Source organism: Pseudoclavibacter sp. Z016 (assembly GCF_002931215.1).
Taxonomy (GTDB): domain Bacteria; phylum Actinomycetota; class Actinomycetes; order Actinomycetales; family Microbacteriaceae; genus Pseudoclavibacter.
In genome coordinates, this window is record NZ_PSTU01000011.1 from 600,621 (window position 1) to 622,357 (window position 21,737).

General features: G+C 66.6%; 21 protein-coding genes and 1 tRNA gene. 11 read left to right on the forward strand and 11 right to left on the reverse strand.

Annotation, left to right across the window (positions count from 1 at the left end; translation table 11 throughout):
• The first annotated feature begins 127 nt into the window (after nucleotides 1-127).
• Both C5B99_RS08940 and C5B99_RS08945 read left to right on the forward strand, forming a co-directional pair.
• Complete coding sequence (locus C5B99_RS08940) at nucleotides 128-853, forward strand: hypothetical protein (protein WP_104241394.1); 726 nt, start codon at nucleotides 128-130, stop codon at nucleotides 851-853.
• Nucleotides 854-876: 23 nt separating this feature from the next.
• Nucleotides 877-1,347: a GNAT family N-acetyltransferase gene (locus C5B99_RS08945; RefSeq protein ID WP_104241395.1), complete on the forward strand. Its 471-nt coding sequence runs from the start codon at nucleotides 877-879 to the stop codon at nucleotides 1,345-1,347.
• A 26-nt stretch (nucleotides 1,348-1,373) separates the two neighbouring features.
• Here the strand turns inward: C5B99_RS08945 and C5B99_RS08950 are convergent, their stop codons facing one another.
• Both C5B99_RS08950 and C5B99_RS08955 read right to left on the reverse strand, forming a co-directional pair.
• Nucleotides 1,374-1,895 (reverse strand): hypothetical protein, encoded by a 522-nt coding sequence (locus C5B99_RS08950; protein ID WP_104241396.1) that lies wholly within the window; start codon nucleotides 1,893-1,895, stop codon nucleotides 1,374-1,376.
• Between the two features lie 52 nt (nucleotides 1,896-1,947).
• Entirely contained in the window at nucleotides 1,948-2,478 is a 531-nt protein-coding gene (locus C5B99_RS08955) for a hypothetical protein (RefSeq protein WP_146080520.1), read from the reverse strand.
• A gap of 119 nt (nucleotides 2,479-2,597) precedes the next feature.
• Here C5B99_RS08955 and C5B99_RS08960 point away from each other — a divergent pair, with 119 nt between their 5' ends.
• Complete coding sequence (locus tag C5B99_RS08960; protein WP_104241398.1) at nucleotides 2,598-2,945, forward strand: hypothetical protein; 348 nt, start codon at nucleotides 2,598-2,600, stop codon at nucleotides 2,943-2,945.
• A 364-nt stretch (nucleotides 2,946-3,309) separates the two neighbouring features.
• Here the strand turns inward: C5B99_RS08960 and C5B99_RS18995 are convergent, their stop codons facing one another.
• Nucleotides 3,310-3,993: a hypothetical protein gene (locus C5B99_RS18995; RefSeq protein ID WP_146081001.1), complete on the reverse strand. Its 684-nt coding sequence runs from the start codon at nucleotides 3,991-3,993 to the stop codon at nucleotides 3,310-3,312.
• 438 nt (nucleotides 3,994-4,431) lie between these two features.
• Between C5B99_RS18995 and C5B99_RS08970 the strand changes: the two genes are divergently transcribed.
• A complete protein-coding gene (locus C5B99_RS08970) occupies nucleotides 4,432-5,490 on the forward strand; it encodes a hypothetical protein (RefSeq protein WP_104241400.1) in 1,059 nt (352 codons plus the stop codon).
• 93 nt (nucleotides 5,491-5,583) lie between these two features.
• Here C5B99_RS08970 and C5B99_RS08975 read toward each other — a convergent pair whose 3' ends face one another.
• Together C5B99_RS08975 and C5B99_RS19000 are read right to left on the reverse strand one after the other, a co-directional pair.
• The gene (locus tag C5B99_RS08975; protein ID WP_104241401.1) at nucleotides 5,584-6,267 is read right to left on the reverse strand and encodes a hypothetical protein; all 684 of its coding nucleotides are present in this window, start codon (nucleotides 6,265-6,267) and stop codon (nucleotides 5,584-5,586) included.
• 599 nt (nucleotides 6,268-6,866) lie between these two features.
• Nucleotides 6,867-7,226 carry a hypothetical protein gene (locus C5B99_RS19000; protein WP_146081971.1) on the reverse strand — a complete coding sequence of 120 codons (360 nt, stop codon included), beginning with the start codon at nucleotides 7,224-7,226 and terminating at the stop codon, nucleotides 6,867-6,869.
• A gap of 234 nt (nucleotides 7,227-7,460) precedes the next feature.
• Between C5B99_RS19000 and C5B99_RS08985 the strand changes: the two genes are divergently transcribed.
• Nucleotides 7,461-7,718, forward strand: coding sequence for a hypothetical protein (locus C5B99_RS08985; protein ID WP_104241403.1), 258 nt, complete (start codon nucleotides 7,461-7,463; stop codon nucleotides 7,716-7,718).
• A 230-nt stretch (nucleotides 7,719-7,948) separates the two neighbouring features.
• On the opposite strand, the gene C5B99_RS08990 is transcribed toward C5B99_RS08985, so the two are convergent.
• Both C5B99_RS08990 and C5B99_RS08995 read right to left on the reverse strand, forming a co-directional pair.
• A tRNA-Val gene (locus C5B99_RS08990) sits at nucleotides 7,949-8,024 on the reverse strand.
• Nucleotides 8,015-8,509, reverse strand: a complete 495-nt coding sequence (locus tag C5B99_RS08995; RefSeq protein WP_219819628.1) for a redoxin domain-containing protein — start codon at nucleotides 8,507-8,509, stop codon at nucleotides 8,015-8,017. Before C5B99_RS08995 ends, C5B99_RS08990 begins: the two co-directional genes overlap by 10 nt.
• A 168-nt stretch (nucleotides 8,510-8,677) precedes the next feature.
• On the opposite strand from C5B99_RS08995, the gene aceE reads away from it, so the two are divergent.
• The 6 genes from aceE (at nucleotide 8,678) to C5B99_RS09025 (ending at nucleotide 16,426) form a co-directional block, all read left to right on the forward strand.
• The gene (aceE, locus tag C5B99_RS09000) at nucleotides 8,678-11,422 is read left to right on the forward strand and encodes a pyruvate dehydrogenase (acetyl-transferring), homodimeric type (RefSeq protein ID WP_104242081.1); all 2,745 of its coding nucleotides are present in this window, start codon (nucleotides 8,678-8,680) and stop codon (nucleotides 11,420-11,422) included.
• Nucleotides 11,423-11,462: 40 nt separating this feature from the next.
• Nucleotides 11,463-12,707 carry a CdaR family transcriptional regulator gene (locus C5B99_RS09005; protein ID WP_104241405.1) on the forward strand — a complete coding sequence of 415 codons (1,245 nt, stop codon included), beginning with the start codon at nucleotides 11,463-11,465 and terminating at the stop codon, nucleotides 12,705-12,707.
• Nucleotides 12,708-12,785: 78 nt separating this feature from the next.
• Nucleotides 12,786-13,709, forward strand: a complete 924-nt coding sequence (locus C5B99_RS09010; RefSeq protein WP_104241406.1) for an ACP S-malonyltransferase — start codon at nucleotides 12,786-12,788, stop codon at nucleotides 13,707-13,709.
• A 39-nt stretch (nucleotides 13,710-13,748) separates the two neighbouring features.
• A complete protein-coding gene (locus C5B99_RS09015) occupies nucleotides 13,749-14,759 on the forward strand; it encodes a beta-ketoacyl-ACP synthase III (RefSeq protein WP_104241407.1) in 1,011 nt (336 codons plus the stop codon).
• Between the two features lie 89 nt (nucleotides 14,760-14,848).
• Entirely contained in the window at nucleotides 14,849-15,094 is a 246-nt protein-coding gene (locus C5B99_RS09020; protein WP_068479114.1) for an acyl carrier protein, read from the forward strand.
• A 90-nt stretch (nucleotides 15,095-15,184) separates the two neighbouring features.
• Nucleotides 15,185-16,426 carry a beta-ketoacyl synthase gene (locus C5B99_RS09025; RefSeq protein ID WP_104241408.1) on the forward strand — a complete coding sequence of 414 codons (1,242 nt, stop codon included), beginning with the start codon at nucleotides 15,185-15,187 and terminating at the stop codon, nucleotides 16,424-16,426.
• Nucleotides 16,427-16,565: 139 nt separating this feature from the next.
• Here the strand turns inward: C5B99_RS09025 and C5B99_RS09030 are convergent, their stop codons facing one another.
• The 4 genes from C5B99_RS09030 to C5B99_RS09045 form a co-directional block, all read right to left on the reverse strand.
• Nucleotides 16,566-17,072, reverse strand: coding sequence for a DUF3145 domain-containing protein (locus tag C5B99_RS09030; protein ID WP_104241409.1), 507 nt, complete (start codon nucleotides 17,070-17,072; stop codon nucleotides 16,566-16,568).
• A gap of 177 nt (nucleotides 17,073-17,249) precedes the next feature.
• A complete protein-coding gene (glgP, locus tag C5B99_RS09035; protein WP_104241410.1) occupies nucleotides 17,250-19,799 on the reverse strand; it encodes an alpha-glucan family phosphorylase in 2,550 nt (849 codons plus the stop codon).
• A 52-nt stretch (nucleotides 19,800-19,851) separates the two neighbouring features.
• Nucleotides 19,852-20,322, reverse strand: a complete 471-nt coding sequence (locus C5B99_RS09040) for a hypothetical protein (protein ID WP_104241411.1) — start codon at nucleotides 20,320-20,322, stop codon at nucleotides 19,852-19,854.
• A gap of 94 nt (nucleotides 20,323-20,416) precedes the next feature.
• Complete coding sequence (locus C5B99_RS09045; RefSeq protein WP_104241412.1) at nucleotides 20,417-21,736, reverse strand: glutamate-5-semialdehyde dehydrogenase; 1,320 nt, start codon at nucleotides 21,734-21,736, stop codon at nucleotides 20,417-20,419.
• Nucleotide 21,737 lies beyond the last annotated feature (1 nt).

Here is a 21,737-nt window from a genome sequence, read left to right on the forward strand (position 1 = left end):
GGTGAGCCGACGATTCTTGAGCGCAGACAGACCCCTCGCCATGATGCTCCACCTTCTCTAGGCTCAGAGCATGCGCCGAAGTCCAGGAGCGAGTTCTCGACGAAGCGCCGGAGCACGCCCTCATCTCTTGATCGCGTTGCTCGCGGCAGCCGTTGTGCTGACCGGATGCTCGTCGGTGGCGCCCCCTGAGAATCAGAAAACAGACTCCGCACCTCCGCCACCGTCCTCGCTCGTTCCCCCGGCCGACTCGGCCGAGTGGGCTTCCGAGAGCTTCGGAACATTCGATGAGTACACGTCGAATGGGACCGGCGAGCTGCGCGTCGAGCTGCCCGCCGAGGTCTCCAAGGCACGTTCCGGCATCATCGACATCGCCTATGACGGCAGCGCACCCCTGACGCTGTGGACCGAGGACTCCGAGGGTGAGCTCGGGATGATCCTGCTGGACACGAGCATCGAAGGCTATACAGCAGACCCGACTTCCTTCGCCGGCCAGACGATGTGGTGGGCAGCGAACGAGCCGCCCTCGGCACTGCTCGTCGACGCCGACGGAGCCTGGGAGGTCACCGTTCGTCCCATCGACTCTGCGCCCCAGCTCCCCGAATCCGGGACGGGGTACGGCGCGTATCTCTACGACGGTCCGGGCGGCGCGTTCACGGGCGTGAAGCCGGACACCGGGGTCGGCATGTCGATCACGGAGTACCGCTCGGGCGCAGACGGCACCGGCGGTGGAGAGACACCGTACGAGGCGGTCAGCGAGCAGCGCAGGGATGCCGACTTTCGAGGGGAGCTCGCGGCCGGTCCTTCGCTGATCTTCGTCTCCCAGCGGGGCGCATGGGAACTCGACCTGCCCTGATCTGACCGCGATAGAGTCCGCCCATGCTTGAGGCGCTGACTCTTCGTGAAATCCAAGTGAGTGATCGAGTCGCCTGGTCGGAGATGTTTGACTCGTACCGACAGACGGCCGGCTACTCTCCGGACGCCAGCATTAACGAAGTCGTGTGGTCCTGGATCCACGCCGACCAGGCGTTGCAGGCAATCGTGGTCGAGGACGATGAAGGGCTCCTCGGGTTCGCGCACTACCGCCGCTTCCCTCGCCCGATCCTCGGCGACGCGGGCATCTACCTGGACGATCTCTTCACCCGCCCTGAAGCAAGAGGACGCGGCGTCGCGCGAATGATGCTGAGCCACCTCGCGGCGCAGCTGGAGACGGGGGCGTTCTCGGTGCTCCGGTGGACGACAAAGCCAGGAAACGACCCAGCGCGACGCCTCTACGAGCAGTTCGGAGCGCTCTCGGAATCGATCACCTACAACGCGACTCCGCACAGTGGTGAGGCGACACCAAGCTAGGTGTCGCACAAGGGCGTCCGGCGGCACTACCCGAGGAACGCTTGGATGATGAGCGCGATCGCCGCGCCGAGGATGCACAGACCGATGACCCCGCCAGCAGTCCAGAGCCCGATCAGGACAGACCTGCTCAGCCCCGGCTTCAGACCGAGCTCCTGCCCGATCGCTCTGATGCGAGCCCGTTCCTCCTCGGGGCTGAACGCCACCTCGAAGCCACCGGGCGCGACGCCGAGCTGGATCACGCGACCGTACTTGACCCGGCCCGACTGGTACGACATCGAGAAGCCGAGTCGAGGGACCATTCCGAATACCCCGGCGCTCCAGCTGATCCGACGCAGGGTGTCGTTGATGCTGAACTTCCCCGCGCGCTCGTTCACTCGAACGTTGTACGTGATGCTGTCGCGGACGTCGTTGACCGCGAGGATGCTCACCCACCGGGCATCGGCGAGTGCGAAGCCGACGTCAAAGCCGCCTGGTACTCGAACGACCGCGAAGGGCTTGTCGGCAAGTTCGGCTTCGACGAGCCCCGCGAAACGTTCGGTGGTGTGCACCGGCTCAGCATAGGCCTGACGGCCTTTCTTCACGGGGCAGCGCTGGGGTCCGTCAGAGCGTGATGATGAGGACCGTTATGACGGTGACGAGCAGCACCGCGGCGATGCCGGCTCCACATCCGATCGCTGCGATCGCCCCGTACCCGAGCCGTGAGACGCGCGCTCCTGACTGTCGTGCGGCATCGAGGAACTGCGGACCTCCGCCCACATTCCACGAGTTGGCAGCCGAGATCTGGTTCCGGAGGGCTCCGACGTCAGCTGCGGCTCCCGCAACCGGTCGGTCGAGGACGGCCGCGACGGCCCCGGCCGTGCTGTACCCGAGCGCGCGAATCACGGCATCGGGGTCAGCGAGGAGCAGGTACTGCCGTCCGCCGACGGAGAGGCGGATCTTTTGCGCGGTCGACCTGACGCTCACCTCTGGCGCTGGCGCACGAACCACGACCGTCCACCCGTCTGGCGTGAGTGCCCAGAGCGTCACCCAACCGTCGCTGACCTCCACGTTTCCTGGCACGTACCCGTTTCCTGCCGGGTTGACGAGGGCGCCGGAGAATGTGGCTCGAATGAACGGCATCTGAGAGGTCATGCCCACATGTTAGTTACTGGGCACTCACAGCTGACAGTGCCCCGCGGCGAGCGCACCACGGTTCTGCTCCCGTGAACACGGGCACACGATGAGGCGAGCGATGCCCGGTTGAGCCCCTCGTGGTGCTGTTCGACTGGAGGGAAGACCAGGACGCCAAGATGGTGGACCCAAACCTCAGCGTGTACTCCGTCGAGGGCATCGCCTCCCAGACAAGCACGTTCCGCGCGGAGCTGGAGCAGCGCGTTGCCGATGCGCAGGCTCGCCAAGTGAATGCGGGCGGGTCTGTCAGCGAAGGCATCGTCGACGCGGCCGGGCACAGCAAGATGACCACTGTGCATGAGCTCGCGCACGTGTTCCAGAAGGCAGACGACACGCGTTACCCGGACGACCGGCGGCTATCAACCGCTCCTCCTCCAGGGCCTGTTCCAGGGCAGCAAAGAAGCAATGGCCGACTGCTACGCCCATAGCTACTTCAACGACTGGACCCTGAGCGATGGGGTCACTGAAAGCGCCTACGGGTACATCTGCGGCGACAGTGAGCGTCGAGCGATCCGCGACTGGGCAGCCAGTATGAACGCGCCCCTCGGGTAGCGGGTGTGCCGCCTGCTTGAGGCTTCACCTCACTCGGCGTGATCCGCTGGAGAGCCGAGCGCCACGAGTGCTCTCGAAACCAGCGCATTCTTCGTGCTCGCTGGCGAGCGCTCCGGTGCCGGTGAAGACTGCGGACCGCGAACACCCCCGCGCTTCGCCTGGCAAGCGTGGGAGCTCACAAGCCTGCGCGGGGGCGTTCTGCTCGGGGAAGACGCTCCTCGAACCCCTGAAGGAACGCGGCTAGCGCACGTAGTACACGTCGCCCGCGCTGATGCGCACGTTGTTGCCTGTGTTCGTATCGACGGTTCCGGTTGGGGCTGTGATTCGGGCGCTGAGACCGCCCTGCTGCCGCTCGGCGCTAATGTCGGCGATATTGAACGCGATCTGGATCATGAACTCCGATCCCGATGGGATAGGGCGATTGATGGTGAAGACCCGATTCATTGACCCACCGCTGGATCCGGAAGGGCCCGAGAACGTCAACGCTCCACCCGTCATAGTGGAGCTGTTGATACCAAGTGCCGCGGTACCGGATTGGAATGCGGAGATGTCGATGTACGCGCCTGAGGCGGGATATACGACAATCGAAATGGTGAGCGTCGACCCCGCTGGCATCGTTTCCGGACCGTTATTGCGAACGTAGATGCGCGTGTTATAGGCGCTGTTGTCCTGGTATATAGCCGAATTTGCCGACGTGCCGGTCGCTTCATACCGCAAAGGAGACTGATCGTACGGTTGCGTCGTGCTGCCTCCCGAGCTCACACGCGTGACCGTCGGATCCACGCGAGGCTCACGGGATGCGGAGGCAAGCGGAGAGGAGATGGCCGAGACCAGGATCGGCACGGACCAAGCCCCTGCTGTCACGATGTTGCGCCGGGAGAGATGCGTGCCTGAAGGCTGGTGCGCGGTTTCACGTGGGTTCATGCGGGAAAAGTAACAACGCGGGGGGCGCAGAAGTGCTTTTCGGCGCTGAGATGCGGAATTTCGTCGGTTGCGTGCGTTTTTGTGTCGCCAGCGGTCCGCTCGGGTGCCTGTTCACGACACCGAACCGCACTGACATCAACTCACGCGCCTCTGTCTACAGCTCTTCGGTGACGCACTCGCTCGAAGTCCCCACGGAACGACAAAGAAGCGTGCGGGACATTTTGCGCAGAAAATCGTCGCTTATCCGCAGTCAGGAGATCACCCGTCGCATTCCCGCGCGGATCTCCCCAGGATGAGCAGCAGTTCCGAATGCGCACGTGCCGCTCTCACGCGAGCCGCGTCCCCCACGACTCGAGAAAAGCGAGAGAACACATGACAGGTGATGCAAAAGACCATGGCCGGCGCAGCATTCTGCGCGGGGCGGCATGGAGCCTCCCCGTGCTGGCAACAGCAACGGCAGTTCCAGTCGCGGCGGCATCGACGTGCACGACGGCCAGCCAGGTCTTCAGTACCGCCGGACAGCTGACCACCTTCACAGTGCCGGCTGGGGCGAGGTACGTCGATTTCGTTGTGCGGGGTGCCGGGGGCGGTGCGGGCTCCACCGTCGCTGGCGGCCAGGGGGCGAATTCCAGTGGGCGCATCACGCTGCCCACCAACGCCACGGTCGCGCAGCGTACCTTCGGGATCGTGGTCGGGCAGGGCGGCGAGGTGAAGACAGACGGCACCACGGCCGCCGGCGGAACTGGGTACGGCAGTGGGGGAAACTCGACGCCCGGCCCCCGCGACAACCCTGGTGGCCCTGCGGGTGCCGGTGGTGGCGGCAGCGCACTCCTGCTCGGAGCGCTCGGTGGGACTCCGCTCGTGGTCTCCGGCGGAGGAGGCGGTTCCGCCGTACGAGAGACCGTTCAAGGCTCGACGCAGCAGACGACCGTGTATCAGGCACCGGACGCGACGACTGGATTCAACTACGGGACAGCGAACGCCGGTAGCTCCGCCCCCAACGGACGTGTCGGCGCGGTCGGCAGCGTGAACTCCACCGCTCCGGGACTCGCGGTGAACCCTGCCACCGCCGCGGATGGCCCTGTCGGCGGCACGCGCGGTGGCACGGCCCAGTATCGGGTCGCCAATGGCAACTGGGGACCGCCGACCAGGGTCGAGGGGTCGAACGGTCAGAACTTCGGGCTCGGCTCCAACGGCGGCGGCAATGGCGGCAACGGTGCCGCCCGGCTGAACAACGGCGGGGGCTCCTTCGCCGCTTCCGCCGGTGGCGGGGGCGGCGGCTACGCAGGGGGCGGAGGTGGAGGAATGGTCGGGTCGCAGTTCACCGGCACCACCCGTCTCACCATCTCCACCGGCACCGGAGCCGCTGGCTCTTCGTACCGCGCGGCGACTGCCCTCGGCACTCCCATCAGCAACTACGTGCTTGCACCTTCCGGTCTCCTGTCGGGGGCCGCTCGTGGGCACGCGGGCTACATCTCACTGAGCTGGTGCGTCTGAGGTGGCAGGGCGAGCAACCGCACGCGACCGGGTTCGAAAACCTCCCGTCCAACATGGTGTGGTGCGCCCACGAGCCCGGTCTTGTGAGCAACCTCAGTCGGGGAGTTCGGCGAGTGCGCGTCGCAGGCCCCGAGCGGACGCGAACCCCGACCTCGAGGCGACGACCGATGCGGCGAGGGAGGGCTCCTGTTGCCAGATGCTGCGCGCGATGACCGCCCGGCTTCGTCTGATGGCGGAGACGACAGTGTCGCCTTCCTGGTTGTAGCGAACCTGCAGCTTGCGCGTCGAGACCTTGAACCGATCTGCGAGAGAGACGGGGGTGAGGCTGGCGTCAGCAGCATGCAGACGGATGTGCCTCAAGGAGGCCAGGTAGAGGTCGGGCTCCTGCAGGTGAGCCATGCGCGCCAGCAGGCCTCGGGCGAGGGTTGCGGCAGCGTGTTCAATCGTGTCCGCGGTCGCTTTGGACACTGGCGTGGGTGCCTGCGAGAGGCCGTAGCAGGCTGTGAAGACGAACGTGTTGAGCGTTGGGTCGACGAGCCGCGTGATGCCTTCCAAGGGAGAAGCAGAATCGCCGCGCCCGGCAACCGGCAAGTCGATGCTGAACAGGATGACCTCGGTCCGCTCACCCGCAGCGATGAGCTCGATGGTTGAGCTCCCCGGGGCGACGGCAGACACCTCCCCGCGGGCGAGCGGCACCGTCTGCCCGTCCAACCCGACGTGGACCTGACCGGCGTTCGCGAAGACGAACAATGTCCGCGACTCGATCGACGTTCCCATCCGGTGCACTTGGTAGCTCGATGCGGGGACGCTCGCCCACGCACAGATGAAGGATGGGCCTCGGAGCGCTGAGATGCTGTAGCTCTCGGCATGTTCCGTGTTGACCAGCGTGATGCCGGTGCTGTTGAGTAACGCGGCAAAGTGAACGCTGTCTTTGGATTCCCGAGCCTGGAGACGGGCATACCCGAGTGGGGATGATTGGGGCACGTGGAACTCGTTTCACTCTCTTGTACAGAGTCCAGCACGCGCGAAGATTCCTCAGGTCGCCTTGGCGCAGGATAGAACCTGGCTGTCGCGGGATCGACGGCCAAGGCCTTCACTACAGACCGGCGCTGGAAAGTGAATCACCACGTGATGCGGGTTCCGTTGCTTCCCCAAGCTCGATCCGCAGGTGCTCCTCCATCCCCGAGCGCCACGGGTTACATCGGAAGCACGATGAAGGCCTCGCGGTGTCGTGCACCCAGATGCGCGCGGCCTCCATCGATACGCGCCCCAGGACCTGTCTCTCAGCAACCTGCGAGGGCCCCGACTCTCACCGCCGAAGCGTGCGCGATCACCGGCAACCGACGTGCTCTTCTGCCAACCGCTCAGGGCTAGGTCTACTGCTCGTCCACCGGGTTCCTGGAGTCTCTGACGATCGCCCATCGGGTGATCCCGACTGCGAGGAAGAACGGCACGGCGCAGAGGGCGAAAACCAGGACTTTCATCCACCAGGCGTCGACGAGCGGCACGAGAAAGATGACTGCCAGCACGGACACCAAAGCCACAGCACGGAATATCCCGGCGCGGCGCCCGTTCAAGAAGAGGCCCATTCCGTGGCGTTCCGGGACTCGCTCCCAGGCGTCGACTCCGGCCCTCCACACGATGCCTGACGAGTCGGTGCGCTCTGCCCCCACCGGCACTGAAGAGCGAGGTGGCAGGTCTGGGACCACATTCTCTTCCCCCGCCTCGAGATTCATGCTTCGACGGTACAGGTCGGACGCCCGAAGCGAGCGCGGGTGCGCCCATGAGTGTTCCCCTTCGAGGGGCGATGGATATGTGTGCGCCACTGTCACGGCCGGTCACGGGGTGTCCCAGAACTTGAGTCAGACTCCGGGCGAGTCCCCAGCGGAACGGGCAGAACTTCCCTGGCAACGGATCGCTGGGCGCCGATATGGTCGTGGCACCAGGACAGAGCCGAGTGAGGAGACACCATGGGTTCCACAACGAAGAAGATCGTCGGCGGGGTCGTTGGAGCGATCATGCTCGCCGCTGGCGCAGTCACCGCCGCGGCGCCCGCGCAGGCCGGAGTCGCCTACGCCTACGTGACGGGCCCCTCGTTCCAGCTGTGCGAGCACTACGCCGACCGCTACATGGCCCGCCAGGGCGGCAACGGCTATGACGCCGCGTTCCGAACGACCTGCGCCAAGAGCGGCAATGTGTGGAAGTCCAAGGTCGCGCTGTCCTATTAGTCGACAAGATCACGACCGCGCCGCTGCCTCTCATCTGTCGAGCCAGCGGCGCTCTCGTGTGGACTGCGCCTCGTGTGGACTGCGCCGGGGCCCTGGTCGTCCGGGGCGCACTCTTCTGGGGCGTGAAGTCGATGTCAGGTTCCTTGACCGAAGACGCGTTCCCGCTGGGAACCACCGCTGCGCTCCTGAAGTGGACGGAAACGCAGATGGCCCTGACCAGGGATACGGAGTGGTGGGCCCTGCCGGGATCGAACCGACGACATCCACGGTGTAAACGTGGCGCTCTACCAGCTGAGCTAAAGGCCCTCGGCGAGCAAGTGTAGCGCGGCCGCGTGGTCCGATCGAACGCGGGCCTCACCGGGGCGCGCGGATGCGGCAACCCGGTGGCTGCCGTCGGCCCTGACGAGGAATGAGCGTCGCATCGCGGTGCCAGCGGCCTCGTCGAACGCACCATACGCACGGGCAGCCGAACCGTGCGGCCAGAAGTCGCTGCAGCCGGTGAGGAGTGCATCCGCGCCGAGCTCGACGAGCCACGCTCGCAGCGCAGCTGAGCTGTCGGTCGAGACGACGAGCACCTCGGGAGCCTCGAGCGCGGAGCCCCACTCGGGCCGATTCCGGGCTTCACTCACCAGCTGGGCGAGGTCGGAGATCTCGTCGGCGCACACGGGCGTGAATGCCATGGGAACGAACACGACGAGCCGCGATGACGGTGCCGGCCCGGCCACCACGCCCATCCCACCCCGGTGGTCGACCAGAGAAATGGGCTCAAGCGGCGGCGCGAATTCGCTCACGATCAGGCCCTCTCCGACGGCGATGTTCGGTTGTGCGCGCTTCGACAAGGATTCACGCCAACCTGCGTGTGCATCGCACAAACCAAAGATAGGCTAGCCGGTGGACTGCGCGTCATAACCTGGCGCGCGCCATAGACGTGACGAACCCGGAACGAAATGAGGTCGACGGTGGCTGTTAACAACCAGGATCCGTACTCAGAGCATTACGTTGACAGCGACCCCGAGGAGACCGCCGAATGGCGCGAATCGCTCGATGCGGTCGTAGACGCGCAGGGACACCAGCGCGGACGAGACATCATGCTCAGCCTTCTTGAGCGGTCTCGGGAGCGCCACCTCGGCGTTCCCATGGTTCCAACCACCGATTACGTGAACTCGATTGCGCCCGAGGACGAGCCAGAGTTCCCAGGTGACGAGTCGCTGGAGCGCACCTACCGCTCATGGATCCGCTGGAACGCGGCCATGACGGTGCAGCGCGCCCAGCGCGAAGGGGTCGCCGTCGGCGGCCACATCTCCTCCTACGCCTCGCAGGCGACCCTCTACGAAGTGGGTCTGAACCACTTCTTCAAGGGCTACGACCACGCGGATGGGCCCGACCAGGTCTTCTTCCAGGGGCACGCCTCCCCCGGCAACTACTCGCGCGCCTTCCTGCAGGGGCAGATCAGCGCCGAGCAGCTCGACGGCTTCCGCCAGGAGCAGTCCGCTGCCCCGCACGGCATGCCGTCGTACCCGCACCCCCGCCTCATGAAGGACTTCTGGCAGTTCCCGACTGTCTCGATGGGCATCGGGCCGCTCAACGCGATCTGGCAGGCACAGTTCAACAAGTACCTCACCAACCGCGGCATGAAAGACGCCTCCGGCTCGCACGTCTGGGCCTACCTCGGCGACGGCGAGATGGATGAGGTCGAGTCGCGCGGACAGCTGCAGGTCGCAGCCAACCAGAACCTCGACAACCTCACCTTCGTCGTCAACTGCAACCTGCAGCGCCTCGACGGCCCGGTTCGCGGCAATGGCAAGATCATCCAGGAGCTCGAGAGCTTCTTCCGCGGCGCCGGCTGGCACGTCATCAAGGTCGTCTGGGGTCGCGAGTGGGACTCGCTCCTCGAGCGCGACGACAAGGGCGCGCTGCGCACCCTGATGAACGAGACGCCCGATGGCGACTTCCAGACGTACAAGACCGAGTCGGGCGGATTCGTTCGCGAGAACTTCTTCGGACGCGACCCCGAGGCGCTCAAGCTCGTCGAGAACTACAGCGACGACGAGATCTGGGGCCTGAAGCGAGGCGGCCACGACTACCGCAAGGTCTACGCGGCGTACAAGGCGGCGACCGAGCACAAGGGACAGCCGACCGTCATCCTCGCGCACACCATCAAGGGCTACGGTCTCGGACCGCACTTCGAGGGCCGCAACGCGACGCACCAGATGAAGAAGCTCACGCTTCCCGACCTGAAGGCGTTCCGCGACCAGCTGCACATCCCGATCTCGGATGCAGCACTCGAGGCCGACGTCTACCAGCCCCCCTACTACAACCCGGGTCCCGACAACGAGGCGATCCAGTACATGCAGGAGCGTCGCCGTGAGCTCGGCGGGTTCGTGCCGGAGCGTCGCTCGAAGTTCACGCAGATCGCCGTGCCGGACGACAAGACCTACGCGTCCATCAAGAAGGGCTCCGGCACACAGGAGATCGCTTCGACGATGGCGTTCGTCCGCCTCCTCAAGGACCTCATGCGGTCCAAGGACTTCGGGTCGCGCATCGTCCCGATCATCCCGGACGAGGCCCGCACCTTCGGCGTCGACGCGTTCTTCCCGACCGCGAAGATCTACAACCCGAACGGCCAGCACTACATGTCGGTCGACCGCGAGCTGCTCCTCGCCTACCGCGAGAGCGAGCAGGGGCAGATCAACCACGTCGGCATCAACGAGGCCGGCGCCATGGGCGCGTTCACGGCAGCCGGTTCGTCGTACTCGACGCACGGCGAGGCGATGATCCCGATCTACATGTACTACTCCATGTTCGGGTTCCAGCGCACCGCCGACGCCATGTGGGCGGCGGCAGACCAGCTCACGCGCGGCTTCCTCATCGGAGCCACGGCCGGGCGCACGACGCTCGCCGGCGAGGGCCTGCAGCACATGGACGGCCACTCGCCGATCATCGCAGCCACCAACCCGGCAGTCGTCACCTACGACCCCGCCTTCGCCTACGAGCTCGCACACATCATGCAAGCGGGTATCGAGCGGATGTACGGCCCGGATTCCCAGTCGGAGAACCCGAAGCAGGACCCGAACGTCATGTACTACCTCACGGTGTACAACGAGCCGATGGCTCAGCCAGCTGAGCCGGAGAACGTGGACGTCGAGGGCATCCTCAAGGGCATCTACTACCTCAAGGGAACCGAAGCGCAGGGACCGCGCGTCCAGTTGCTCGCCTCGGGTGTCGGTGTGCCGTGGATCCTCGAAGCGCAGGAGCTCCTGGAGAAGGACTGGGGTGTTGCGGCTGAAGTCTGGTCGGTCACGTCCTGGAACGAGCTCCGTCGCGACGGCCTCCGTGCCGAGGAGTACAACTGGACGCACCCGAACGAGGAGCCCAAGGTTCCCTTCGTCACGGACAAGCTCCAGGCGTCGGAAGGCCCCGTCATCGCCGTGAGCGACTTCTCGCACGCGGTTCAGGACCAGATCCGTCCGTTCGTGAAGAACGACTTCACGACGCTCGGTGCCGACGACTTCGGCATCTCCGACACGCGTCCCGCCGCACGTCGGTACTACCTGATCGACAGCCACTCCGTCGTCGTTCGTGCTCTCGAGCGCCTCGCGACGCAGGGCAAGATCGACCGTTCGGTCGTGCAGGAGGCCATCGACAAGTACGACCTCCACAACCCGAAGGCCGGCACGAGCGGCAGCGCGGGCGGAGACGCCTAACAGCGCTCCTCCCCTGCTCGCCTCCTCACAGTTCGGAATCATGCCCGCTCCACGCACGAAGGAACAGACGCTCAACTGGCTGCGATCGATCTCGGGAGAGCTCTCGACCGCAACGGTGAAGCGCTTGGAAGACACCCTTCCCTGGTTCGGTGACATGCCCCCTGGGCGACGTAGTGCCGTAGGCCTCGTCGCCCAGTCGGGCATCTCATCCTTCATCGCCTGGTTCGAGGACCCGACTGCCACCCCATGGGTGGCGGCCGACGTGTTCGACTCGGCACCTCGAGAGCTCCTCCGCTCGGTGAGCCTGCAGCAGACGCTGCAGCTCATCCGGGTTGTCGTGGAGGTCGTTGAGGAGCGCACGAAGCTGACCGACGGCGACGTGCGTGAAGCGGTGCTGAAGTATTCGCGAGATATCGCGTTCGCCGCGGCCGACGTGTACGCACGTGCGGCCGAGGCCAGAGGCCTGTGGGATGCGCGCCTCGAGGCGCTCGTCGTCGACTCGATCCTCACCGGCGAGCACGACGACGAGCTCCCGAGCCGTATCGCCGCGCTCGGCTGGCACGGGCACGGCGAGGTCAGCGTGCTCGTCGGGACGACCCCGAGGATCCTCGAGGTCGACCAGATCCGCAGGACGGCGCGCCACAACAAGGTCGACCTCCTCGTCGGCGTGCAGGGAGGTCGGCTGGTGCTCGTCATCGGTCGAGCCCACCCCACCGGTGAAGGCGACGAAGGCGAGCAGGTGCCCTTCATGGAGATCGCCGAGCGGCTGGAGCCCAGCTTCGGCGACGGCCGCCTCGTCCTCGGCCCGCCCGTGCCGAGCGTGGTCGAGGCCTCTCGCAGCGCCCGCGCCGCGCTCGCCGGCTTCGCAGTGGCGGGTGCGTGGAGGAAGGCGCAGCGCCCCATGCTGGCCGACGAGCTCCTCCCAGAACGTGCCCTCGCGGGCGACCCGCTCGCACGGCAGACGCTCGTAGCGAGGGTCTTCAGGCCACTCGCCGATCACCAGAGCGACCTGCTGACGACGCTCTGGTGCTACCTCGACAACGGACGTTCGCTCGAGGCGACGGCCCGCGAGCTCTTCGTGCACCCCAACACGGTCCGCTACCGCCTCAAGCGCGTCAGCGAGGTCATCGGCTGGGACGCCACCGGACCGCGAGAGGCGCTCATTCTCCAGTGCGCGCTGATCCTCGGGAACATCGCCGAGCCGAAGCAGCCAGAGCCCCGCCGCCAGTCGGGCGGAACCCCCGCAAGCAACGTGGCTCGACGCAGCCGCCGCACCTCGCACTAGAAAACCTCTAATGATCTTTCGAGTTCTTGGGACTGTTGCTACAGGGCTGAACGCTCAGGTGCTGTCATGATGGAATCCATGATTGTCGTCACCTGCCCAGGCCAGGGTTCCCAGACTCCAGGCTTCCTGCTCCCCTGGATCGAAGACACCAGGAACCGAGACACCCTCGAGCAGCTGTCCGCCTCGTCCGGCATCGACCTCGTGAAGCACGGCACGGAGTCTGACGCCGACACGATCCGCGACACCGCAGTCGCACAGCCCCTCATCGTCGCCGCCGGCATCCTCGCCTGGAACTCCCTCATGGAGATCCCCGGCGCGGCAGCGGCGATCGGTGGGGTCGCCGGCCACTCCGTCGGCGAGATCACGGCCGCCTACGCGGCGGGAATCTTCGACGCCGACACCGCGATGCGGTTCGTCGCGCGGCGTTCGCAGCTGATGGCACAGGACGCCGCCGCGACTCCCACCAGCATGAGCGCTGTTCTCGGCGGTGACGAGGACGTGGTTCTCGCACGCCTCGCGGAACTCGACCTCACCCCCGCCAACTTCAACGGCGGCGGACAGATCGTCGCGGCCGGCGCACCCGAGGCACTCGCGTCGCTCCGCAGCGAGCCCGCACCAGGAACACGCGTGATCCCGCTCAAGGTCGCAGGCGCCTTCCACACCCGCTACATGGAGCAGGCGCGCACGACGCTGGCCGCGGATGCTGAGCACTTCGAGGTCCGAGACCCCGTCCGCACGATCTGGTCGAACGAGACCGGCTCGGTCGTCACCGACGGAGTGGAGTTCCGTGCGGCCCTCATCCGGCAGCTCGCGCAGCCAGTGCGCTGGGACGCCTGCATGCGCTCCTTCGCCGACGCCGGAGTCACCTCGCTCATCGAGCTCGCCCCGGCCGGCACCCTGAGCGGACTCGCGAAGCGAGCACTCAAGGGAACCCCGACCCTCGCACTCTCCACTCCCGCAGACCTCGACGTGGCACGCGAACGCATCGCGGCCGACGCCTGAGCACACCGAACTGCCAAGAGCATCCTCGAGAGGACTCGCATGACCACAGCAACACCGACCCTTGTGCAGTCGACGGGCGCGCAGTACACGCGCATCCTCGCCATGGGTGCCGCCCGCGGCGAGCGCGTCGTCCCGAACTCGGAGATCATCGAGCCGATCAACTCGTCTGACGAGTGGATCCGCCAGCGCACGGGAGTCATCACCCGCGTCCGAGCGAACGAGGAGACGAGCGCGCTCGATCTCGCCGTCGATGCCTCACGCGAGGCCATCGAACGCTCGGGCATCGACCCGAGCCGCATCGGCGCCGTCATCGTCGCGACCATCAGCAACGAGATGCAGACCCCGTCGCTCGCTGCGCGCCTCGCCGACCTCGTCGGTGCGACGCCGGCTGCTGCCTACGACCTCAACGCCGCGTGCGCCGGCTACTGCTACGCCGTCGCGCAGGCGGATGCGCTGGTTCGCACTGGAGTCGCCGAGCATGTCCTGGTCGTCGGCACCGAGAAGCTGTCGGACCTCATCGACCCCACGGACCGCACGATCTCCTTCCTGCTCGGCGACGGCGCGGGGGCTGCGATCATCGGCCCGAGCGACGCTCCCGGCATCTCCAAGTCGATCCTCGGCTCCGATGGGTCCCGGTGGGAAGCCGTCTCCATGAACGCGAGCCTGCAGGACTACCGCCAGGGCGGCTCCGAGTGGCCGACACTGCGCCAAGACGGGCCGAGCGTCTTCCGCTGGGCCGTCTGGGACATGGCGAAGGTCGCGCGCCGCGCACTGGAAGAGGCAGGCGTCACCGCCGATCAGCTCTCCGCGTTCATCCCACACCAGGCGAACATGCGCATCGTCGACGAGTTCGCCAAGCAGCTCGCGCTGCCCGACCACGTCATCATCGCCCGCGACATCGCAACGACCGGCAACACATCGGCCGCTTCCGTGCCCCTCGCGACGCATCGCCTGCTCGAGGAGAACCCCGAGCTGTCGGGCGGACTCGCCCTGCAGATCGGCTTCGGCGCGGGCCTCGTGTACGGCGCCCAGGTCGTCGTCCTGCCCTAACGGGCCCCAGAAGTCACCGCACGCCTCCCCCACGCACCCCCGCCGACCAATACACTTGGCTCGGTCATTGACAATCAAGGAGAAACACCATGGCACTTACCAACGACGAAGTTCTCGCGGGACTCGCTGAGCTCGTAAACGACGAGACCGGAATCGCGGCTGACACGGTCACCGTTGAGAAGTCTTTCACCGACGACCTCGACATCGACTCGATCTCCATGATGACGATCGTCGTCAACGCTGAAGAGAAGTTCGACGTCAAGATCCCGGACGACGAGGTCGCAAACCTCAAGACCGTGGGCGACGCCGTCAACTTCATCGTCGCAGCGTCCTAAGGACGATCCCTCACTTCGAGTGGGCGGCTTCTGCCGCCCACTCTTAGTGACTGTCTCACCTTCGCCCCAGTTCATTCAGGAGCAGTTGTCATGACCAAGAAAATCGTCGTCACCGGCATCGGTGCGACTTCCCCGCTGGGCGGCACCGCCCGCAGCACCTGGGAAGCGCTCCTCGCCGGTGAATCAGGAGCTCGCACACTCGAGGCCGAATGGGTCGCGAAGTACGAGATCCCCATCGAATTCGCCGCGACCGCAAAGGTCCCGGCAAGCGAGGTACTCCCCCGCCACGAGGCCAAGCGCCTCGACCCCTCAAGCCAGTTCGCGCTCATCGCGGGCCGTGAGGCCTTCGCCGATGCAGGCCTCACCGTCGGCGATATCCCCGCCGAACGCCTCCTCGTCGACTGGGCAACCGGCATCGGCGGAGTCTGGACGCTCCTCGACGCCTGGGACACGCTCCGCGAGAAGGGCCCGCGCCGGGTCATGCCGCTCACCGTTCCCATGCTCATGCCGAACGGCCCAGGAGCAGCGATCGGCATGGACATCAAGGCCCGCGCCGGTGTTCGCACGGTCGTCTCAGCATGCGCATCCAGCACGGAAGCCATTGCAGACGCCTACGAGCACCTCCAGCAGGGCCTCGCCGATGTCGTCGTCGCCGGTGGCTCCGAGGCGGCAATCCACCCGCTCCCTGTCGCCTCCTTCGCGGCGATGCAGGCTCTGTCGAAGCGCAACGACGACCCATCGCACGCGTCACGTCCCTACGACGTGAGCCGAGACGGCTTCGTCCTGGGCGAGGGTGCTGCGGCGCTCGTGCTCGAGACCGAGGAGCACGCGCTCGCGCGCGGTGCGCGCATCTACGCTGAGCTCATCGGCGGGGGCGTCACGGCGGATGCACACCACATCACGGCACCGGACCCAGAGGGCACCGGGGCGGCACGAGCGATCACCGCCGCACTGGGCCAGGCCGGTGTGTCCGTCGAGGACGTCACGCACATCAACGCACACGCCACCTCGACGCCCGTCGGCGACATCGCTGAGTTCACGGCGCTGAAGTCGGTCTTCGGCGAGCACCTCGCCTCCATTCCCGTCTCCGCGACCAAGGCGTCCACAGGCCACCTGCTCGGCGGCGCGGGAGCCCTCGAGGCCATGTTCACCGTGCTTGCCCTCTCGGAGGGGACACTGCCCCCGACGATCAACCTCAACGAGCAGGACCCCGCGATCCACCTCGACGTCGTCACCGAGCCGCGTCCCTTCGACGCACCGGGCAAGGTCGCCATCTCGACCTCGTTCGGCTTCGGCGGGCACAACGCCGTCGTCGCGTTCCGCGGAGTGTAGATCCTCCCCCTCTGCCGGCCGCCTCGACGTCCGGCAGCAAGAACTGTGGCCCCTCAGGTGAGAACCTGAGGGGCCACAGTCTTGGAGTGTCGAGAACAGCTTCCGGTCCGCCTCTCAGCGGACCATCCGCTTGGCGGGCCTAGCCGACTCGGTGGTGCATCCACACGACGGGACTCTCGTCGCCGGCGATGCGGAAAGGCTCCAACTCGTCGTCCCAAGCCTGCCCAAGCGCGAGGCGCAGCTCGCGGTGGAGCTCGGAGGCGTTGCCGCCAGCGATCTCCATCGCGTACCGAACGCGATCTTCCGGAACCACGACGCCGCCAGAGGCATCCGTCTGGGCGTAGTAGATACCAAGCTCAGGCGTGTGCATCCAGCGACCGCCATCGACGCCAGGACGCGCGTCCTCGGTGACTTCGAAGCGAAGGTGGGCCCAGCCGCGCAGGTGCGACGCGATGGCCGCCCCAGCGCCAGGCTCGCCTTCCCAGGTGAACTCCGCACGCAACTGCCCTGGAATGACCGGTTGGTCGATCCAGGGAAGGTTGACGGCGTACCCGAGGGCGCGACCGACACCCCACTCGACGTGCTGGCAAAGCGCCTTAGGAGAGGAGTGCACGTAGAGCACCCCTCCTGCGTTCGGTGCAACCATGAGTTCTCCTCCATTCGTTTGGTGATTCGTCTTCCCCAACGATCACGTGATGAATGGATGCGAACTGCATCGTTTACCAGACGTCGACATTTCTGTCGTCACTTGAATTATGCCCGACGACGACGCCGAATGACAAGCCTGTCATTACTTTCGGCGCCGCCACCCAGGAGCGATCTCCTACACGGGGAGACGGACCAGTCCCAGCTCGGCCGAAGCCTGCAGGAACGCGTGCCTCGGCTGCACCCGGACGGTGTAGCCGAGCAGTCCAGGCTCGTCAATCGGGACGTCGACGACAAACGTGGATCCCCCCTCGTGGGCAGGCCGCATCTCGACGATCCGAGTGTCCTGCAGCTCGCCCTCGGCGCCGGGAGCACCCACGACGGCTTCGACGAGGACGTCGTCAGTGCTCAGCCCGCCGAGTTCGACTCTTGCCGAGAGACGGACGCTCTCCCCCGCCTTCGGCTCGCGGTTCTCCGCGACCACGGACTCGACGCGGACGCCCGGCCAGGCCGCCCGCACGTCGCCGAGCCAAGTCGCGAACGAGCGTGTAGCGACGAGGTCGGAGGCAACGCGTGCCGAACGGCCCGCGGGCAGGTAGAGGTCGGTGACGTAGTCCCGCACCATGCGCTCGGCGGCGACCTTCGGGCCGACAACCGACACGGAACGGCGGACCTTCTCCACCCACTCGACAGGAAGGCCACGCTCATCGCGCGCGTAGAACAGCGGCGCGATCTCATGCTCGAGGATGTCGTAGAGCGCACCGGCCTCAAGAGCGTCACGCGTGCGCTCATCGACTCCGCTGGTGTCAGGAATCGTCCACCCGACAGCGTCGTCCGCCATCTCATCCCACCAGCCATCTGAGATCGAGAACGTCAGGCACCCGTTCATGACGGCCTTCATGCCCGAGGTGCCGGATGCCTCCTGTGGACGCACGGGGTTGTTCAGCCACACATCGCTGCCGGCCACGAGGTGCTTCGCGATCGTGACGTTGTAGTCGGGGAGGAACACGATGCGGTCGCGAACCCCCGCCTCATCGGCGAAGTTCACCAGCTCCTGCAAGAGCTGCTTGCCGCCCATATCGGCGGGATGCGCCTTGCCGGCGATGACGAACTGGACGGGACGATCGGGATTGTTGAGGATGCGGGCGAGCCGATCTCGGTCCTGCAGCATGAGGGTGAGGCGCTTGTAGGTCGAGACTCGACGAGCGAAGCCGATCGTGAGCCGCTCGGGATCCAGCACGTCTCGGATCCAGCCGAGTTCCGCGTCCTGTGCGCCTCGCGCCTGCCACGAGGCGCGAACCGATTCGCGGGCCCGTCTGACGAGCTCGGCCCGCAGCTCACCGCGGATGCGCCAGAGCTCCTCAGCCCCGACCGCCTCCGGGTGGTTCCACGTGCCGGACGTCGCGAGCTCGCGTCCGCCGTTCATGGCTTCGATGACCCGGAGCATCGACGGGCGGGTCCAGCTCGGGATGTGGACGCCGTTGGTGATCGAGCCGATCGGGACTTCCTCTGCGGCCACACCCGGATACAGCTTGGCGAACATGCCTCGGGACACGACGCCATGCAGCTTCGCGACGCCGTTGGCGTACTGCGCGAGGCGGAGACCGAGGTGCGCCATGTTGAAGCGGCCAGGGTCGTCTTCCGCCCCGAGCTCCATGATGCGTGCCAGCGGAACGTCAGGCACCAGGGTCAGACCGCCGGACGAGCCGAGGTAGCGCTGCACGAGATGTGCGTCGAAGCGGTCGATGCCGGCGGGAACCGGCGTGTGCGTCGTGAAGACGGTGCTCGACCGCACTGCGGCGAGCGCGGTTTCGAACGTCTCGCCGCCAGCCATCAGCTGACCGATGCGCTCGACGCCCGAGAAGCCCGCGTGCCCCTCGTTGAGGTGGAAGACGGTCGGCTGCCGGCGTCCGTTGAGTTCCGCGTACGCCTGCACGGCTCGTACTCCGCCGACGCCGAGCACCAGCTCCTGCCGGATGCGGTGCTCGGCGTCTCCACCGTAGAGCCGATCCGTGATCGCGCGGAGATCCTCAGGGTTCTCCGGAAGGTTCGTGTCGAGGAGCAGTAGCGGCACAGTGCCGACCTGGGCCTCCCAGAGTGCGATCTCGAGCGTCCGCCCGTCCGGGAAGGCAAGAGAGACGCGGGACTGGGCACCCGACGCGTCCAACACGGGATCGACGGCGAGGTCCTTCGGCGGATGCTCCGCGTAAGCCTCCTGCTGCCATCCCTCGCGAGACAAGGTCTGCGAGAAGTACCCGTAGGTGTAGAGGAGGCCGACGCCGATGATCGGCGCCCCGAGGTCGCTTGCGCTCTTGAGATGGTCGCCCGCGAGCACACCGAGACCGCCGGAGTAGACGGGGAGCGACTCCGTGATCCCGAACTCCATCGAGAAGTAGGCAACGCTCGTCGCCTCGTCCGCGGTACCCCGCGTGTGCTTGTGGAACCAGCGGTCGCTGTCGAGGTAGGCCGAGAGGTCCTCGGCTTCGTGACCGAGCCGCGCGACGAACTCGGGATCTGCCGCGAGCTCGGCGACGCGGGATGCCGGAAGTGAGCGAAGCATCACGATGGGATTGCGGCCGCACGCTCGCCACAGCTGCTCGTCGATGCCGGCGAAGAGCCGTTCGGCGCTCGAGCGCCAGGACCAGCGCAGATTCTTGGCGAGAGTGCGCAGCGGCGCGAGTTCAGGAGGGAGAACAGTGGATACGGACAGCGAGTCGTAGGCCTTCACGCGCTCCAGCGTAGCGCCGAAACACGGCGCCACCGCGTCGCCGAGATGAACGTCAGCGAACGGTGGAAGTTACCGACGCGATGAGCTCCCGCGCGGCGGCCGCACGGCCCTGGAGGTCCTGCCAGATCCAGGCGGCGGAGCGCGCATCAACCGGCACGAAGCTCGTGAGCGTTCCCGTCGGATTCGAGATGCGGACCTCGTATCCGCCGACGACGCGATCCTCCTTCACCAGCAGGAACAGGAGGCTGAAGATCGTCAGGACGAAGAACCCGGCGATCGCGACGATGATCGCCCACGTCGGGATGGCACGCTCGACGCGCGACATGTTCGTGACGAACACGGTCGAGCCCTCCGTCGGGAGGGAGCCGTACGGACCCGAGATGCGATCTCGGGACACCTCGAGCTCACCGAGGAAGACTCGATCGAGGCCCTGGGGGCGTTCCGTGCTCGGCGCCTGGGCGAAGGCGTCGTGCTGGTCGAAGTTCGACGGCTGGTTCTCGATGGGCAGTGGGGTGCTGGTCATGATCGTCCCTTCAACGTCTCCGATCAGGCTACGCGGCGAGCCTGACGGAACGCGTCATCACCTGGACTGATCTTCGCGCGGGAGGTGCCGCAGCTCAGGCGCGAATCTGGCCGTCGCCCGTGACAACCCACTTCGTCGTCGTGAGCTCTTCGAGCCCCATCGGCCCGCGAGCGTGCAGCTTCTGGGTCGAGATGCCCAGCTCGGCGCCGAGCCCGAACTGGCCGCCATCCGTGAAGCGCGTCGACGCGTTCACGATGACGGCTGCGGCGTCGACCTCAGCGGTGAAGCGCTCTGCGGCCTGCAGCGAGCTCGTGACGATCGCCTCGGTGTGGCCGGTGCTGAACTCGCGGATGTGCACAAGCGCCTGATCGAAGTCGTCGACGACTCGCACTGCGATCTCGTAGTCGAGGTACTCCGTCGCCCAGTCATCGTGTGTCGCCTCGAGCACCTCGACACCCTGAGGCGCCACGGCCCTCGTGCGGTCGTCGCCATGGATGCGGACCCCGCGCTCAGCAAGCGCCGCGAGGGCGCCGGGGAGAAACGCCTCTGCCGCATCCGAGTGCACCAGCAGGGTCTCTGCCGCGTTGCAGACGCCGACTCGGTGCGTCTTCGAGTTGATGAGGATCTCGAGCGCCATGTCGAGCTCGGCGGTGCTGTCGACGAAGACGTGGCAGTTGCCGACTCCCGTCTCGATGACGGGAACTCGAGACTCGCGGACGACGGTCTGGATGAGACCGGCACCGCCACGAGGGACGACGAGGTCGACGTGGCCGCGGGCTCGCATGAGTGCGCGGGCTCCGGGGCGGCCGTACTCGTCGATCGACTGCACGAGATCGGCGGGCAGCCCGTACGCATCCAGTGCCGACCGAAGCGTGCCGATGATGGCCGAGTTGGAGTGCTCGGCGGCGGATCCGCCGCGGAGGAGCACGGCGTTGCCGCTCTTCAGCGCGAGCCCGGCGACGTCGACGGTGACGTTGGGACGGGCCTCGTAGATGACACCGATGACCCCCATCGGAACACGCAGCTGTCGGAGTCGGAGCCCATTGGCCAGGGTCGATCCTCGGACGACTGCACCGACGGGGTCGGGCAGCGCCGCGACCTCGAGCAGGGAGTCGGCGATCGCTCGAATGCGGGACTCGTCCAGTGCGAGACGGTCGAGGAGACCTTCGGACATGCCCGAGACGCGCCCGCGCTCGAGGTCCTGCGCATTGCCGGCGAGGATCTCGGGCGTCGCACGCACGAGGGCCTCCGCGAGGGCGACGAGCGCCCCGTCCTTCTGCGCACGCGTCGATCGAGCCAGCACGCGCGATGCCGCCCGTGCCCGCCCGGCGAGCTCGATGATGGCGGTGCTCGCCAGCTCGTCCGCGTCGCCCTGGTCCGCCGTGTCCGCGCGCTCATCCTGCAAGATCGTCATG

Excerpts from the sequence above, each read along its gene's own strand:
- C5B99_RS08985 (WP_104241403.1), top strand. The coding sequence starts at position 7,461 with ATGGGTTCCACAACGAAGAAGATCGTCGGCGGGGTCGTTGGAGCGATC.
- C5B99_RS09045 (WP_104241412.1), bottom strand. The coding sequence starts at position 21,736 with ATGACGATCTTGCAGGATGAGCGCGCGGACACGGCGGACCAGGGCGAC.
- C5B99_RS08955 (WP_146080520.1), bottom strand. The coding sequence starts at position 2,478 with ATGACCTCTCAGATGCCGTTCATTCGAGCCACATTCTCCGGCGCCCTC.
- C5B99_RS09005 (WP_104241405.1), top strand. The coding sequence starts at position 11,463 with ATGCCCGCTCCACGCACGAAGGAACAGACGCTCAACTGGCTGCGATCG.
- C5B99_RS19000 (WP_146081971.1), bottom strand. The coding sequence starts at position 7,226 with ATGAATCTCGAGGCGGGGGAAGAGAATGTGGTCCCAGACCTGCCACCT.
- C5B99_RS09025 (WP_104241408.1), top strand. The coding sequence starts at position 15,185 with ATGACCAAGAAAATCGTCGTCACCGGCATCGGTGCGACTTCCCCGCTG.
- C5B99_RS09010 (WP_104241406.1), top strand. The coding sequence starts at position 12,786 with ATGATTGTCGTCACCTGCCCAGGCCAGGGTTCCCAGACTCCAGGCTTC.
- C5B99_RS08975 (WP_104241401.1), bottom strand. The coding sequence starts at position 6,267 with ATGGGAACGTCGATCGAGTCGCGGACATTGTTCGTCTTCGCGAACGCC.
- C5B99_RS08945 (WP_104241395.1), top strand. The coding sequence starts at position 877 with ATGCTTGAGGCGCTGACTCTTCGTGAAATCCAAGTGAGTGATCGAGTC.
- C5B99_RS18995 (WP_146081001.1), bottom strand. The coding sequence starts at position 3,993 with ATGAACCCACGTGAAACCGCGCACCAGCCTTCAGGCACGCATCTCTCC.
- C5B99_RS09030 (WP_104241409.1), bottom strand. The coding sequence starts at position 17,072 with ATGGTTGCACCGAACGCAGGAGGGGTGCTCTACGTGCACTCCTCTCCT.
- C5B99_RS09040 (WP_104241411.1), bottom strand. The coding sequence starts at position 20,322 with ATGACCAGCACCCCACTGCCCATCGAGAACCAGCCGTCGAACTTCGAC.
- C5B99_RS09015 (WP_104241407.1), top strand. The coding sequence starts at position 13,749 with ATGACCACAGCAACACCGACCCTTGTGCAGTCGACGGGCGCGCAGTAC.
- C5B99_RS09020 (WP_068479114.1), top strand. The coding sequence starts at position 14,849 with ATGGCACTTACCAACGACGAAGTTCTCGCGGGACTCGCTGAGCTCGTA.